This is a genomic window from Lachnospira hominis (ex Liu et al. 2021), from assembly GCF_014287955.1.
Classification (GTDB): Bacteria; Bacillota; Clostridia; order Lachnospirales; family Lachnospiraceae; genus Lachnospira; species Lachnospira hominis.
This window is the reverse complement of the sequence record NZ_JACOPD010000010.1, coordinates 84,861-99,844: the sequence shown is the minus strand read 5'-3', so window position 1 is coordinate 99,844 and position 14,984 is coordinate 84,861. Positions and strand designations below refer to the sequence as shown.

At 35.2% G+C, this 14,984-nt stretch carries 13 protein-coding genes and 1 pseudogene; 11 read left to right on the top strand and 3 right to left on the bottom strand.

The features are described from left to right. Window positions 1-4: 4 nt before the first annotated feature. The 9 genes and pseudogenes from H8S01_RS12535 (at window position 5) to H8S01_RS14350 (ending at window position 7,469) form a co-directional block, all read left to right on the top strand. Complete coding sequence (locus H8S01_RS12535; protein ID WP_186837397.1) at window positions 5-631, top strand: site-specific integrase; 627 nt, start codon at window positions 5-7, stop codon at window positions 629-631. Between the two features lie 153 nt (window positions 632-784). Further along, on the top strand, window positions 785-1,003 hold the full coding sequence (locus tag H8S01_RS12530; RefSeq protein ID WP_243204375.1) for a histidinol dehydrogenase: 219 nt from the start codon (window positions 785-787) through the stop codon (window positions 1,001-1,003). Window positions 1,004-1,098: 95 nt separating this feature from the next. Beyond that, a complete protein-coding gene (locus H8S01_RS12525) occupies window positions 1,099-1,734 on the top strand; it encodes a Shedu anti-phage system protein SduA domain-containing protein (RefSeq protein ID WP_186837396.1) in 636 nt (211 codons plus the stop codon). A gap of 26 nt (window positions 1,735-1,760) precedes the next feature. Beyond that, window positions 1,761-2,528 (top strand): hypothetical protein, encoded by a 768-nt coding sequence (locus tag H8S01_RS12520; RefSeq protein WP_186837395.1) that lies wholly within the window; start codon window positions 1,761-1,763, stop codon window positions 2,526-2,528. 85 nt (window positions 2,529-2,613) lie between these two features. Further along, the gene (locus tag H8S01_RS12515; RefSeq protein WP_186837394.1) at window positions 2,614-3,030 is read left to right on the top strand and encodes a hypothetical protein; all 417 of its coding nucleotides are present in this window, start codon (window positions 2,614-2,616) and stop codon (window positions 3,028-3,030) included. 551 nt (window positions 3,031-3,581) lie between these two features. Continuing rightward, a pseudogene (locus H8S01_RS12510) lies at window positions 3,582-4,916 on the top strand (MATE family efflux transporter); the annotation flags it as partial. 117 nt (window positions 4,917-5,033) lie between these two features. Then, the gene (locus H8S01_RS12505) at window positions 5,034-5,651 is read left to right on the top strand and encodes a 5' nucleotidase, NT5C type (protein ID WP_186837392.1); all 618 of its coding nucleotides are present in this window, start codon (window positions 5,034-5,036) and stop codon (window positions 5,649-5,651) included. A 53-nt stretch (window positions 5,652-5,704) separates the two neighbouring features. Further along, window positions 5,705-6,688 (top strand): D-isomer specific 2-hydroxyacid dehydrogenase family protein, encoded by a 984-nt coding sequence (locus H8S01_RS12500; RefSeq protein ID WP_021865603.1) that lies wholly within the window; start codon window positions 5,705-5,707, stop codon window positions 6,686-6,688. Continuing rightward, entirely contained in the window at window positions 6,657-7,469 is an 813-nt protein-coding gene (locus H8S01_RS14350; protein ID WP_021865602.1) for a toll/interleukin-1 receptor domain-containing protein, read from the top strand. The genes H8S01_RS12500 and H8S01_RS14350 overlap by 32 nt, the downstream gene beginning before the upstream one ends. 99 nt (window positions 7,470-7,568) lie before the next feature. On the opposite strand, the gene H8S01_RS12490 is transcribed toward H8S01_RS14350, so the two are convergent. Then, a complete protein-coding gene (locus tag H8S01_RS12490) occupies window positions 7,569-9,254 on the bottom strand; it encodes a methyl-accepting chemotaxis protein (RefSeq protein WP_186837391.1) in 1,686 nt (561 codons plus the stop codon). Window positions 9,255-9,712: 458 nt separating this feature from the next. Between H8S01_RS12490 and H8S01_RS12485 the strand changes: the two genes are divergently transcribed. Continuing rightward, complete coding sequence (locus tag H8S01_RS12485; RefSeq protein WP_186837390.1) at window positions 9,713-10,678, top strand: calcium/sodium antiporter; 966 nt, start codon at window positions 9,713-9,715, stop codon at window positions 10,676-10,678. A gap of 78 nt (window positions 10,679-10,756) precedes the next feature. Here H8S01_RS12485 and H8S01_RS12480 read toward each other — a convergent pair whose 3' ends face one another. Next, window positions 10,757-11,716 (bottom strand): 3'-5' exonuclease, encoded by a 960-nt coding sequence (locus H8S01_RS12480; RefSeq protein WP_186837389.1) that lies wholly within the window; start codon window positions 11,714-11,716, stop codon window positions 10,757-10,759. A gap of 108 nt (window positions 11,717-11,824) precedes the next feature. After that, complete coding sequence (locus H8S01_RS12475) at window positions 11,825-12,787, bottom strand: phospho-N-acetylmuramoyl-pentapeptide-transferase (protein ID WP_021865598.1); 963 nt, start codon at window positions 12,785-12,787, stop codon at window positions 11,825-11,827. 227 nt (window positions 12,788-13,014) lie between these two features. Here H8S01_RS12475 and glgB point away from each other — a divergent pair, with 227 nt between their 5' ends. Further along, window positions 13,015-14,928 carry a 1,4-alpha-glucan branching protein GlgB gene (gene glgB, locus H8S01_RS12470; RefSeq protein WP_186837388.1) on the top strand — a complete coding sequence of 638 codons (1,914 nt, stop codon included), beginning with the start codon at window positions 13,015-13,017 and terminating at the stop codon, window positions 14,926-14,928. Window positions 14,929-14,984 lie beyond the last annotated feature (56 nt).

Sequence of the window (14,984 nt, the reverse complement as noted above, 5' to 3'; positions counted from 1 at the left end):
TATTATGAATAAGGCATCAGGAGCCTGTAGAAATAAAAGAATATATATCCAGACAGGATGCAGCAAAGCCGGCGGGTATGACGGAAGCAGTGCACGAAAAGTATTCATTCCAAGATATGTCGCACAATATCTTATAGAATTGAAGCAGGAACAGGATGAAATAAAGGCTGCTTTGGGAAATGAGTATCATGATTACAACCTTGTAATGGCAACTATCTTCGGGCTGCCGATCGGAGACAGTTATCTGAGAAATAAAATGCAGGATATCATTGACGAACTGGGACTTCCAGATGTAGTGTTTCACAGTCTGCGTCATACCAGTGTAACGTACAAACTGAAATTGAGTGGTGGAGATATCAAGGCAGTCCAGGGAGATTCCGGACATGCACAGGCGGATATGGTAACAGAAGTGTATGGTCATATCATAGACGAGGATAGAAGAAAAAATGCAGAGATTATGGAGAATGCTTTTTATAATAAGGAAAATCTGAATCCGAAAATGAAGGAGGACAAAGGAGACAGCAGGAAGATTGAAGTGCCAGACGGAGTGGATGCAGAGCTTTTGATGAAGGTACTGGCAAATCCGGAAATGGCAGCATTGCTTACTTCCCTGGCAAAGACAATGAAGTGATAATGATTGATATAGGACGGTACTGTATGGGAAGAGAAATCCATGAGGTATCGTCGTTTTGCGTTTGTTTGAAAATGTCTTTGAAAAATTTAACAAAATTTGTAAGATTTTGTCAAAAAATGTCATGTAGAAAGTGAAGGAAAATTTTTGGATATGAACAGGGATGAAGAAATCAGATTATTACATGAAAGGCTTGATTATTATACGATGGAGGCAGAGGATGATCAGTTTGACACAGAGGAAGTGATAAGATTATTGAAAAGATTGGATGAACTGGAACCTCAGCCATTACCGTTACCAGAAAAATCAGTAAAAAAATATTGGAAGACTTTTGGAAGTATGTTGAGGAACGTGAGCGCGAAGAGAGAATAATATCTGAGATGTGGAAGTAATGACAGAATTATACATTTGAGTGCGATTGTGTGATAATATAGTAAAAAGTTAACATATGAATATGGAGGTAAATTGTGGATGAATTGCAGATTAACAGGTTACCAAAGAATTTTTATGTTTATGAAATGAGTGATTATCGTTCATTAGATTGTAAAAAGGAAGCACAAGAATTCTTGGATGCTATCAATACATCAAAGAGAGAAAATGATATACAGACTTATATAAAAAATAATGAAAAGTGGTTTATACCTTTATCAATATTGAAAGCGTATGATTTTGGGCATCATTTTTCTTGCGTGGTGCCGGAATACCAACTGGGTGCAGAATACCGTCTTGATTATTTACTGATTGGAAAGAATTCATTGGGATATCAATTTGTATTCGTTGAGTTCGAGGATGTAAATGTGGATTACAGATTAAAAACATCAAATGCCGAAACAGATAAGGTTCGGAAAGGACTTAATCAGATTAGAGATTGGAAAAGATGGATTGAACAAAATAGAGGATATTTTCTTAATTCTGAGGGCATTAAAGATATTTCAAACAATGTACCATCATGGGGATTTAGATATTGTCTTGTTGTTAGCAGAAGGGATAGGATGGATGAGCTAAGTAATCAATTAAGAGGTGAAATGCAAGATATTGGGGTTAAAATAATTAGTTATGATCGGATTGTAGATTATGTAGGCTTATTACATAATGGGATATAATAAAATTAGTATGTGAGGTAAGTTATATGGAAGATAATTCAAATGAACTAATAGAAGCAGACAATAGTGACATAAACGAGCTTGATGAAATTTTAGCATCATTATTTGGATTGGCACAGTCAGCTTATGAAGCTGTAGAAAATTCTGCTTTTTTTAATACTGTAATGGATTATGCAGAAATTGTGGATGACACATGTGAAAAAATATCTAAATTATATAAAGGAATAAAAGCTGTAGCAAGTATTCCAGACAAATTGTTTTTAAGAAAGTTTGAAAGATTGTGTTTGGGAGTTGGGAAAATACCGGAGAAAAAGAGAAAAAAATACATTCAGAAAATATCTAAGAAGAAATTTAATAAGGAGTCAGCGTTTATATTAGATGTGATAAGCAGAGTTGAAGACCTAAATAAAATAGATGTTTTTTCGTTATTGTGGGAAGCAAAAATAGATGAAAAAATAGATGATGATAAATTCCGAAGATATGTAATTATGACGGCTAACACAATGCTCCAAGATTTAATATATATGTCTAGGCACATTATCAATGATACATTTTACATAACAAAAATGGAAGAAGAAGGATTATTAGCACAGGGATGGATAATATATTCTGGACTTGCATGGGCAACAGAAGAAGGATCAGGTGGGAATGTGTATGAGTATACAAGTGCTGCAAAAGAGTATTGTGAGATTATTTGGAATAAGGTACCTAGTGATAAAGAAATAAATAGAGAAAATATATTCACAGCAGAACCTATATCGGATGATGAGATAAAATCAATGTTTTCAGAATAAAAATTATAAGCGAATATGTGAATAGGCTATGATATAGGGATTATTGGAATAAATATAATTTTATGAGAGGAAAGTATTAAGAAACATGGGAAATAACACAAAAATAAATAGGGAAAAAAAGAAACAACGAGAAAAACTACAATTTTGGTCTGTGAAGGCATCTTTTGTAGCAGGAGTTATCGTAATCATTACAATTATCAAGGATCTTTTTGAATATTTTCTATATGAATTACCATTAGGTGTAAATGCAATATATATATTGGGATGTTTGATTCTTGCAGGTATAGTTTTAGGAACTGACAAATTAGACAAGCATCTCAATTCAAAAGGAGTTGAGAACTTTGGAACTTTCTTGACCGTTTGTTCTATTCTAATATTTGTGTTTGAAAATTCTCTCTTAAAAATTAAAATGGATGTTATAGAGACCATTGGAATATTGTTGATATATGCAACTATTGTGATAGGAGCGGCATATCTGCTCATTAGTAGATATGAAAAATGAAAGGATTCAATGATATAAAGTGAAATTGTTCAAGAAAGAACGTGATTATATAAATATACTATTTTGTTTGAAACAATGGGAAATTAGAGTAAATTATGGTCAAAAAACCATCGACATCCGACCTCATACACGCTATAATATAAATAATCTAATAAGAAAATAGTGTTATCATTACTGCTATAGATGAAATGGTAGCCATATTTATGAAAAAATCATTGGAACGGAAGGCTGAACCCTCAGGGTGACAATGTCAGCGATTTGACAGCGAAAACCATTTTTCTCAGATGATTCTCCGTTTTCTTAACTTGATAGAGATTTACAAAATAGTCAGGAAAATCAAGGCTTTCCTTGACTCATATTTACTTAAAATAATCAGTGTTCCCAGTGTGGATTCGAGCTCCTAAGTGCTAGTTGAGGGTTTGATTCCCGCCGGGAACATTTGATTTTGCAACAGTGAAGATTGAAGCTTCATTGTTGTTTTTTTATTTTATGATGCCTTTAAGTAGAGGAAAAGACTAAGGTGAAAGAGAGCAGGATTTTATGTCTGCAGGAGGAATACAATAATGTCAAAAGATGAATATTTAATCACAGACGCACCGCTTAAAGCGTTGACAGTTTTTGCGATGCCTATGATTCTGGGGAGTTTTTTTCAACAAGTATATAATATGGCTGATTCAATAATAGTCGGTCAGTTTGTTGGTTCTTCCGCACTTGCGGCTGTTGGTGCCTGTGCAGCACTTACTAATGTTTTTATCTGTGTGGCACTCGGTGCCGGCGTGGGTGCCGGTGTGCTTGTGAGCCGTTATTTTGGTGCCAGGGATTATGGTAAAATGAAAACAATTGTGTCAACGTCGCTGATTAGTTTCTTAGTTTTAAGCATACTTCTGGGAGTATTTGGATTTTGTTTTTCTCATTCAATGATGAATTTATTACAAACTCCTGCTGATATACTCGATGAAGCAGTGTTGTATCTGCGTATTTATTTTTTAGGATTTCCGTTTTTATTCATGTATAATATTCTTTCAACTATGTTCACTTCAATTGGTGAATCAAAAATTCCGTTGATTCTCCTGATATTTTCATCTGTTTTGAATATTATTATGGATTTATGGATGGTTGCGGGGCTTGACCTTGGCGTGTTAGGTGCAGCTATTGCGACACTTATTGCACAAGGTATTTCTGCAGTGTTTTCACTTTTGATTCTTTTTTACAGGATGAGTCGTTATAAAAGTTATTTTAAATGGTTTGACAGGAAAGAATTGTGCTCAATGCTTAAAATTGCAGTTCCATCTGTTCTTCAGCAGTCCACAGTGTCAATTGGCATGATGATAGTACAGGCAGTTGTCAATCCTTTCGGTACACAGGCACTTGCAGGTTATGCTGCGACAATGAGAGTAGAAAATGTTTTTTCGTTGATATTTGTATCAATCGGTAATGCAGTTTCGCCATATGTTTCCCAGAACCTGGGTGCAAAGAAAATTGAACGTATCAAAAAAGGATATCATGCGGCACTTGTGTTAGATATATGTTTTGCAATTCTTGCATTTATAATCATTGAAACACTGCACACTCAGATTTCCTCATTGTTTCTGGGTAAAGATGGAACTGCCCTGGCATATCAGGTATCAGGTGATTATATGAAATGGATTGGATATTTCTTTATTTTTATGGGGATTAAAATGGCAACAGATGGAGTGCTTCGTGGACTTGGAATCATGCGTCCATTTCTTGTTGCTAATATGGTAAATCTTGCTATTAGATTGACAGTTGCTTTGATTTTTGCACCGCGTTTTGGTATTGCATTTGTCTGGCTTGCTGTACCAGCCGGCTGGCTTGCAAATTTTTTGATTTCATATGTGGCACTCAGAAAATCGTGGCCGGAATAAAACTTTTGAAGCAGGATTGCATCCAATTAAATTAAAGCCACAATAGCTATATTTTAATCATGTTATGTGCTAATATATTAACATAAAATATTTAAGTTAAATATATCAGGAGAAACAATGAAAATATATATAGATTTTGATGATGTAATATGTGAGACTGCAAAATATTTTACGAAAATTGCTAAAGAACTGTTCGGAATTGATGTGCCTTACAGGCAGGTCCAGTTTTTTAATCTTCAGAAATCATTTGATTTAAGCGATGAGCAGTATGATAAATTAATGGAAGCGGGACATCTTCCTGAAAATCTGCTAAGTTATGAGGAAACGCCGGGAGCATCAGAGACAATTAACAAATGGGTTGATGAAGGGCATGAGGTTTTTATTATTACAGGAAGACCTTTTAATTCGTATGAGCCATCCAGAAAATGGCTGGACGAACATCATCTGGAGAGAGTGCCTTTGTTTTGTGTCGATAAATATGGCCGTGAAATATTCGAGCATGAATACGAATATAATATGACGTTAGAACAGCTTTACAGCATGACATTTGATTTTGCAATAGAGGATTCGCCATCTGCTTTTGAACATGTTTTGCATTTTCATAATTGTAAGGTTGCTGTATTTGACCGTCCGTGGAACAGGCAGGCAGAATTTCCTAATGACAATTTTGTAAGATGCAAAAACTGGAATCAGATAGATAAGTTATTTGAGGAATATGCCGGAAATGTCAGATAAATAATGATTTATTATTTTGATAAACAGGTATTAAAGATAAGGAGTCAGGTTTTATGAAAATATTTTTTTATGCACTTAGAGAATATGACGAGCAGAAATATGTAGAAGAGTTTGCAAAAAAGTATCCGTTTGAGTATGGATTTACTTCAGATTATCCATCAATGGAAAATGTTGGACTTGCTAAGGGATATGATGCCATATCAATTATAACCAATCCTATGTATCCGGAAATACTTGATGCATTTCATGATATAGGTGTTAAGTATATATCAACAAGAAGCATAGGTTATGAGCATATTGATGTTGATTATGCTTATTCTCTTGGAATGAAAGTATCTCATGTTGTATATTCACCAAACAGTGTAGCTAATTATGCGATTATGCTTATTCTTATGGCATGCCGTAATATGCCATGGATAATGAAAAAAGCAGATTGTCAGGATTATTCGTTATGTGGAAAAGTAGGAAAGGAATTATCTACATCGACAGTTGGTGTTATAGGTACAGGCAATATAGGAAAAACAGTTGTTAAGCATTTATCAGGTTTTGGCTGCCGTATATTAGCATACTCATATTATGAGGATGAAGAAGTGAAAAAATATGCAGAATATGTAAGTTTTGAAGAACTTATACAAAAATCAGACATTATAACACTTCATGTTCCAGGAAATGATGAGAATACACATCTTATTGATGAAACAGCATTTAAGAAAATGAAAGATGGCGTTATAATTGTCAATACAGCAAGAGGATTAATAATTGATACACAGGCTCTTATTGCATCACTTAAAAATGGAAAGGTTGGGTTTGCAGCACTCGATACTTTTGAGGGTGAAGTTGGACTTTATTATCTTAATAAGGAAACACAGAGACTTGATAACGATAATATGGCAATCTTGAAGAGTTTTCCTAATGTAATATTGTCACCTCACATGGCATTTTATACTGAGCAGGCTGTGTCTGATATGGTAGAAAATTCGATTAAAGGTATTATTGGATTTGAGTGTGGCGAAGATAACAGATTGGCAGTTAAATGATTTGTTGGTTTGTTCAGCATTTAAAGGGGATTACGCTGCGTTTCCGGGAACTTTAATCGGAAATCTTAGTAAAGAAGGAATTTCTGTGGAGAGTGAGGCTGAACATGCGGAAATTGACTGTAGAAAATTAAAAAATTATTGGGTATCCCAACCGCTGAATAATAAATTCGGACGTTTGGGCTGTATTGAATTATTAAATTTGAATAATCGCACAGATGAGCAGGTAAAGACACTTTGTAAATTATTTTCAACATTTTATGATATGCTTGTTAATATGGAGCAATTGGGAATTGCACCGTCTAAAGTTATTTTGCCTGTATTGGGAAGCGGAAATCAAAATATAGAATTATGTTATATTATTCCGCCGTTAATAAATCAATGTATGAGGGCATTAGCGGAAATTGAATGTCTGGAAAAAATCACATTTTGCGATTATGATATTGAAAAGGTTAAAAAGCTTGTCTCAATGTTAGAATCTACGGACAATATAAATCAAAACAGTGATGTATTTATTAGTTATTGCTCGGCACAAAGAGAGTATGCGGATTGTCTGCGAAAAATGCTTACTGAAAGAGGCGTTAAGTGCTGGATGGCACCATATTCGATACCGACTGGTTCAAGTTATCAGACAGAGATTCCGTCCGCATTAAGTAATACTCCGAATGTTTTGCTGGTTTTGTCAAAAGAAGCAGAAACCTCCCGATGGGTGCAAAAAGAATGGTGCAAAAAGAGTGATTTTGTACGGCACAAGGGCAAAAGTGATATGCTCCCATCTAGGTAGACAAGCGAAATAATAAAAACTTGTCACTTAGGAGGGAGCATATCATTTTCAATCGTTAAAGCGGCAGCCCTATTAATAGTTAGTTACAACGAGTCTATTTTACTTAAAATATTCAAGTGCAGTATTAAGTTCATTTGACTGATTATGCATTTCCTCAGCCATATTTGTAACATTGTGCATCATGGCATTTAACTCTTCAATATTAGCATTCATTTCTTCTGATGCTGCAGCATTGGTTGAGCTGACATCTGCAAGATTGTTGCTAGTTGTTGTTATTTTATTATTAAGTTCTACCATCTGGTCAACCTGTTCTTTAATTTCATCTGCCTTATCTGCTGTTAATGTAATCTGTGCGTCAAGTTCATTAAATTCTTTCAGCACTGTATTAATAGATTCTTTCTGTTCCAGATTATGTTCTACAATTTTTTTAGAATCATTTACACATGTATCACATTCATTAACAAGTTCTGAGATGATTTCACGGATATTGTTAAGTTCATTGCCGGTATTATCGGAAAGTGTACGGATTTCTTCTGCAACTACAGCGAATCCTTTTCCGGCCTCGCCCGCACGGGCAGCTTCGATTGAGGCATTTAAAGATAAAAGATTAGTCTGTTCTGATATTTCTTCAATTACGGAAATAATCTGGCTTACTTTGTCAACAATCTCATTTACCTTGCCGATTCGTGCTGATATTTCATTGATGCCGGCATCCATAATTTCGCTGCTTTCCTGCATCTGGTGCATCTTTTCATTCATTGACTGGCTGTTTTCCTGAACGGAAGCTGTCTGTTTTTTGATATCTGTAACAGAGTTGTCTATGTGTTCTGACTCAAGAGACATTGTTTCAAGTGAATTATTAATATCGGCTATTGCATTGGCCATATTTGTTGAGCCTTCTGCAACATCCTGAACTGCACGTGATATTTCATTATTGGCAGAAAGTGTCTGGTTGCTTGTCTCGTTCAAGTCAGTGCTGTTTTTTGACATCGTATTTCCGGCAGTCCTGATTTTTTCTACTATTGTGCTTAATGAACTGCTCATAAACTGCATTTCTTCGGTTATAAGACCAATTTCGTCATTCGACTTTTTGATTTTTGAAAAATCAGCATTCAGATTACCATCAGCAATTTCTTTGATGAGTCTGCTTAATGATGAAAGCGGACGGGCAATTGATCTGCTGAAAAAATATGCAACAATAAGGGCAACGATGATAATACCAATAAGAATATATCCTGAAATGCGGGTAATTCGTGTAATTCCGCTTAATGCATCATTTTCATCGGCACTGACTACAACAATATCATGGTTATCAAGGATAACATAACCGGCGTATTTTACAACACCGTTATAATCATAATCAACTATTGCAGGTTCAGGTTGTTTTCCTGATTTAATCTGTGTTACAAGATTATTGATAAGACTGTTTTCAACCGGCTTGCCGACTTTATCCTTTGTATTATGATATAACATGGTTCCGTCAGAGGATACGACATAGACATAAGAGCTGTCTACACCTGTGAGTTTTGTGTCTTTAAGTATACGTGCATATTCATCATATGAAAGAGATTTGTTGTTATTGATACGCATTTCATTAGAGACGAGTTCGGCAGATGTTTTGGCCATGCTCATCATATTGTTTTGGACAGAGGTGCGTATAAGTATTCTTGAATTATTTACAATCAGAATCATACTTGTAAGATTAGAGAGGATAAGTGCTGCAATTACAAGTATACAAATCTTGACTGCTATAGTGCCTTTTTTCTTTTGAGCTTGTTTTTTCATGATAAATTAAAAATCTCCTTTCATAAGTTTATTGTAATTTAATAAACTTATTATTATTTTTATAATACTACAAATTGTTAAAAATTCAATGATTTTATAGCTGTATTGCTGATATATTACATTTTACTTCGATATTTTTTGGTGCATAGTGATGGGTGTGTAGTAATATAAAAACAAGTTGACAAATATTTATTTGTAATTTAAACTGAATATAAATTAAATACTTTCTTGTGAGGGAGTAGTTCGCGTGTATACGTGATTTGTCAACAGACCCGATTTTTAATCTGGCAAATCTTAATGAATGAGACTCATGTATGTCTGATATGGCATTTTATGTCATCAGATATACATGAGCCTCTTTTTTTACGCGGCAGAATGCGTTCTTCACAGATTATATGACGGCAGGAATAATGTCCTGCATCAGGCATTGTAATCATATTAAAAAAGGAGACAAAAATATGGAAATTTTAAAATCAGCAGCGATTCTTGTAATCGGATTTGTTCTGCTTATTAAAGGAGCAGATTTTTTTGTTGAAGGAAGTTCTTCAGTAGCAAAGAAATTCAATGTTCCTTCACTTATAATCGGTATGACTATTGTGGCAATGGGAACGAGCCTTCCCGAACTGGCAGTCAGTGTTACAGCTTCTATAACAGGAAATAATACGTTGGCTGTAAGTAATGTGTCAGGTTCTAATATTTTTAATCTTATGGTCGTCTGTGGAGCCTGTGCATTGTTTGCACCGCTTACAATAGAAAAAAATACGCTTATGAAAGAGTTCCCGTTTTCAATTGTTTGTGCAGGATTGCTTGTAGTTCTTGGATTTATCGGGATGAAACTTGGAAGAGTTGATGGAATTATTTTCCTTGTTATTTTTGTGGCATATCTTCTCTGGATGATTTATTCTGCAAAAAAGGCAAGAAGCGAAGGTGACAAGTTTGAAACTGAAGAAGAGGAAATGGCAGAAGAGATAAAGATTCTTCCGATGTGGAAATGCTTGTTATATATAGTTGGTGGAATGATTGCGATTAAGTTTGGCGGTGATTTTGTTGTTAATGGTGCCTCATCTATAGCTGCAGGATTCGGATTGAGCCAGACTCTTATAGGTCTTACGATTGTTGCATTGGGAACAAGTCTTCCTGAACTTGTAACTTCTATAGTTGCAGCAAGAAAAAATGAAGTTGATATGGCACTCGGAAATGTAATTGGTTCTAACATTTTTAATATTTTATTAATTCTTGGTGTTGCCGCAGCAATTAGTCCTGTTACATTTATTATGGAAAATATTATAGATATAATTATTCTCATTATTATGAGTACGGTTGTATGGATATTTGCATGGACATCAAAGAAGATAAACCGCAAAGAAGGAATAATAATGTTACTTGTATATGTGGTTTATATGGTATATATATGTATCAGGTAAATTAAATGAATAACGTAAGACTTTGATATGTAAAGTTAAAAAGTGTCCCTGAAAGCTGAACTTTCCAGGACACTTTTTTTATTCAGGCGTGCCAAGTCTTTTGGCACGACGATGTTCTTTTTCACGCTGCTGACGCATCTTGATTTTTTTGCCGCCCTCTTCATCGGTGCATTTTAAAATTCTTATTGCATAATATTGTTTGTCATCAGTGCTTTTAATTCTGAATCGGCCTTTTATTAGACCATGTTCCTGACATGAAAAAAGACCATAATAAGACTTGCTGTTGGTAGAAAACCATTTTATAATCCGTTTCATTGTTTTGTTGCATTTGAAACAGCGGCATGCAGTAACTTCTTTGTCGTTGGCAGCTTCTTCACGATCTGCAAATCCTCTTGAAATATATTTTCCGTAATTACCAAAATCAAGATAAATTTCTTCTTTTATATTCTGTGGAATTCTGTAGGTATCAACACTGTAAAACTTCCGTACCTTTTCAAAATCAAGTTCAGGCATAATCTGTGATGTGTATCTGGCATCGCTGCCGGCACTGTGATAACCTTCAAGTTCCTGCATTCCCAGATGTTCTATTGCATTTTTCAGGGTGGTTCGTTCCTTGCTATCCTGAAAGCATATGCTGTAGAGCTTCTGTACGTCATAGAAAAGAAATGGCATTGGAAAATTGTATTCAATATTATAATAGTCAAAATTACGCTGCAATTCTGTCAGGTCAGTCTGTCCCCATGTGCAGAAGATGTAATCATCACCACACCATCTGATGAAATCATTTGCAACATATGTGAAATCATGACCTATACAAGTAAGTTCTTCAATTGTTACATTAAGTATTTCTTGAACCTTATCATGCAGTTTTGTATAGACTGCGGGGCGGATATATCTGTCAAATTGTGAGATTTCTGAAAAATTCTCATCAAGTTTGACTGCACCAATCTGTATAATTTCAAATGGAATACGACTGTTCGTATATGCTTTTCCATCTGCACTCTGATTCCATTCCAAATCAAGTACAATATAATTCATGAAGCACCTCTCTTTCTTTGATAAGGCAAATTAAGCTGAAAGCCATATAAGACTTCCAGCTTTTGTGTATTTATTATACAACTGACATGAATGAAAAATCAATATATATTACATTATTGCATATATACATCCGATACAGATGACGAGCTGTATAATTGTGAAGCGGAATACAACCTGTGCGTCTGACCATTCCAGTTTCTTTCTCATGTGGTCATGTATTGGTGTGCGGAGATTTTTAAATAAATTGATGTGTAAAAATCTCATAAATGATACTTTGATAAGACCAAGACCACCATCAAGTATAAGCATAATTGCCATTGGAATATAGAGTAACGGATGGTGAAGTTTTAAAAATGTAAATGCTATAAATAAACCGATTGCTCTTGAACCGGCATCGCCCATCAGTAGTTTGCTTGGAGAGGCGTTAAACCAGAGATAACCAAGGATACATACTGTCATTAAAAGGATTGTATGTCTGAAATAAGGTTCAATTTCAAAAACTTTAAATAATACGTAAGCAGATGTAAGAGTTACAGCAGAAAGAGTTCCGCAAAGTCCGTCAACTCCGTCTGAACAGTTTGTTACATTGATGCTGACCCATACAAGGATAACAATAAGAAGTCCGTATATAACAGGATTAAGTGTTACTGTTTTTGAAAATAATGCAATATCAAAAGTGTTTGGATTGTAATGAAGGTAAGTAAATGCTGCCATTATTGCAATAGCAAAATCTATAAGTCCTTTTTTCAATCCGCCCCATGGAGTCTGTGAACTGTCATCAAGATAGCCGCTTAACATCGCTGCAAGAACAAGAATAAGATAGATAACAAGTTCGGCGTCCATTGGGATAAAAAGAACGCTTGATAATGTAAATGTAAGTATAAATATAATTCCGGCTCCTCGTGGTTTTCCGACTGATTTGGAACCATTAATTGCATATGCACGACCGGCATCTCTTGGCAGAATATTTTTTCCAAGAACGATTAAGAGGCATGTCAGGGCAAATGCAAAAATTACACTTATAAATGTAATGATTTTGATGTAATCGTACCCGATTAAATAGTAAATCATAAAATGTACTCCTCCACGTTTGTTTTATTTTGTGTTTACAGTCTGCATGTGTCAGTATAACACAATGAAATATAAATAGATATAAAAATTTATATAGTAATTTATTTTTGATTATGATATACTATTCATATTGAAATACGTGTGTAGAAGATGGGGACAAAAGTACAAATAAGGCATAGCTTGTATATATGCTGCATATAAATATATATGATGGAAGGGTGGATTTTATGAACAAAGACACTACACAGATTTTTATGACAGAGCTGGATACATACCTTTTCGGACAGGGAACACATTATGAGATTTATAATAAAATGGGAGCACATCTTGCTGTAAAGAACGGCAAGGAGGGGGTATATTTTGTTGTATGGGCACCAAAGGCAAAAGAAGTCTATGTTGTAGGTGATTTTAATGATTGGCGTGCTTATGGATATGATATGAAGCCTGTATCGGACGGCGGTGTATATGAATTGTTTGTTGAGGGAGCCAGAGCAGGACAATGCTATAAGTTTCTTATAATATCACAGGATGGAGAGGCTCTTTATAAAGCTGACCCATATGCTAATGCGGCACAGCTGCGTCCTGAGACAGCTTCTGTTATAACGGATCTTACGGGATTTAAGTGGACAGATGATAAGTGGGTTGAGAATAAGAAAAAAGAAGATCATCTTTCTAGTGCAATGTCGATATATGAATGTCATATTGGTTCATGGAGAAAGCAGAAAGATGGAACAAAAGACGGATATATGAATTACCGTGATATAGCACATGAACTTGCAGAATATGTGTCTGATATGGGATATACTCATGTGGAACTTATGGGAATTGCCGAGTATCCTTTTGATGGTTCATGGGGTTATCAGGTTACAGGATATTATGCACCTACAGCCAGATATGGAACGCCTAAGGATTTTATGTATTTTGTTGATTATATGCATAAGAAAGGAATCGGAGTTATTCTTGACTGGGTGCCGGCACATTTTCCTAAAGATGCACACGGACTTGCCAATTTTGATGGAAGCTGTGTATATGAATATGCTGACCCAAGAAAAGGAGAACATCCTGACTGGGGAACTAAGGTGTTTGATTACAGTAAGAATGAGGTTTCCAATTTCCTTATTGCCAATGGCATGTACTGGGTAGATAAGTTTCATATTGACGGATTGAGAGTTGATGCGGTTGCGTCAATGCTTTATCTTGACTACGGAAGAACAGAAGGCAACTGGGTGCCTAATAAATACGGCGGCAATGGCAACCTTGAAGCCATGAGCTTTTTAAAGCATTTTAACAGCATGATGAAAAAACGTTTTCCACAGGCTGTAACTATTGCTGAGGAGTCAACTGCGTGGCCTAATGTAAGTGGTGATCCGGATAATGGTGACTGTCTTGGATTTACATTTAAGTGGAATATGGGATGGATGCATGATTTTACAGAATACATGAAACTTGACCCATATTTTAGAAAGTTTAATCATGGCAAACTTACATTCAGCCTTATGTATGCATATAGCGAGAATTTTATTCTTGTTCTTTCGCATGATGAAGTTGTTCATCTAAAGTGTTCTATGCTTGGCAAGATGCCGGGAGACAAAGATGACAAATTTTCTAATCTCAAGCTTGCATATGCATATATGTGTGGACATCCCGGCAAGAAACTTCTGTTTATGGGACAGGAATTTGGACAGTGGAATGAATGGAGTGAAGAGAGAGAATTAGACTGGTATCTTTTAGATGATGAAAGCCATAAGCAGATGAAAGATTTTACTAAAAAATGTATGCTGCTTTATAAGAATTACAGATGTCTTTATGAGACTGATTACAGACCTGAAGGCTTCAGATGGATTAATGCTAATGACAAAGATAACAGTGTATATTCATTTATAAGGATAAGTCCTGATAATAATAAGCATTTGCTATTTGTATTAAGCTTTACGCCTGTTAAGAGAAATAAGTTCCGTATAGGGGCACCTTTGAAAGGCAAGTATAAGCTTGTACTTGGAAGTAATGAAGATATTCAGAAGAAGACGCTGACTGCTGTAAAAGGTGATTGCGACGGATATAAGCAGTCTCTTCTTATTGATTTGCCGGCCTATGGCATTGCAGTTTATGAATTTTCCGGTGATTTAGGCATTGATGACTAAAGAAATTGAATAAAAAAGACGATAAAACCTGTACAGAGTATCGAAACCTGTACAGG

Coding starts and splice junctions, on each gene's coding strand:
- H8S01_RS12480 (WP_186837389.1), bottom strand. CDS start 11,716: ATGAATTATATTGTACTTGATTTGGAATGGAATCAGAGTGCAGATGGA.
- H8S01_RS12535 (WP_186837397.1), top strand. CDS start 5: ATGAATAAGGCATCAGGAGCCTGTAGAAATAAAAGAATATATATCCAG.
- H8S01_RS12485 (WP_186837390.1), top strand. CDS start 9,713: ATGGAAATTTTAAAATCAGCAGCGATTCTTGTAATCGGATTTGTTCTG.
- H8S01_RS12500 (WP_021865603.1), top strand. CDS start 5,705: ATGAAAATATTTTTTTATGCACTTAGAGAATATGACGAGCAGAAATAT.
- H8S01_RS12530 (WP_243204375.1), top strand. CDS start 785: ATGAACAGGGATGAAGAAATCAGATTATTACATGAAAGGCTTGATTAT.
- H8S01_RS12490 (WP_186837391.1), bottom strand. CDS start 9,254: ATGAAAAAACAAGCTCAAAAGAAAAAAGGCACTATAGCAGTCAAGATT.
- H8S01_RS12520 (WP_186837395.1), top strand. CDS start 1,761: ATGGAAGATAATTCAAATGAACTAATAGAAGCAGACAATAGTGACATA.
- H8S01_RS12475 (WP_021865598.1), bottom strand. CDS start 12,787: ATGATTTACTATTTAATCGGGTACGATTACATCAAAATCATTACATTT.
- H8S01_RS12515 (WP_186837394.1), top strand. CDS start 2,614: ATGGGAAATAACACAAAAATAAATAGGGAAAAAAAGAAACAACGAGAA.
- glgB (WP_186837388.1), top strand. CDS start 13,015: ATGAACAAAGACACTACACAGATTTTTATGACAGAGCTGGATACATAC.
- H8S01_RS12505 (WP_186837392.1), top strand. CDS start 5,034: ATGAAAATATATATAGATTTTGATGATGTAATATGTGAGACTGCAAAA.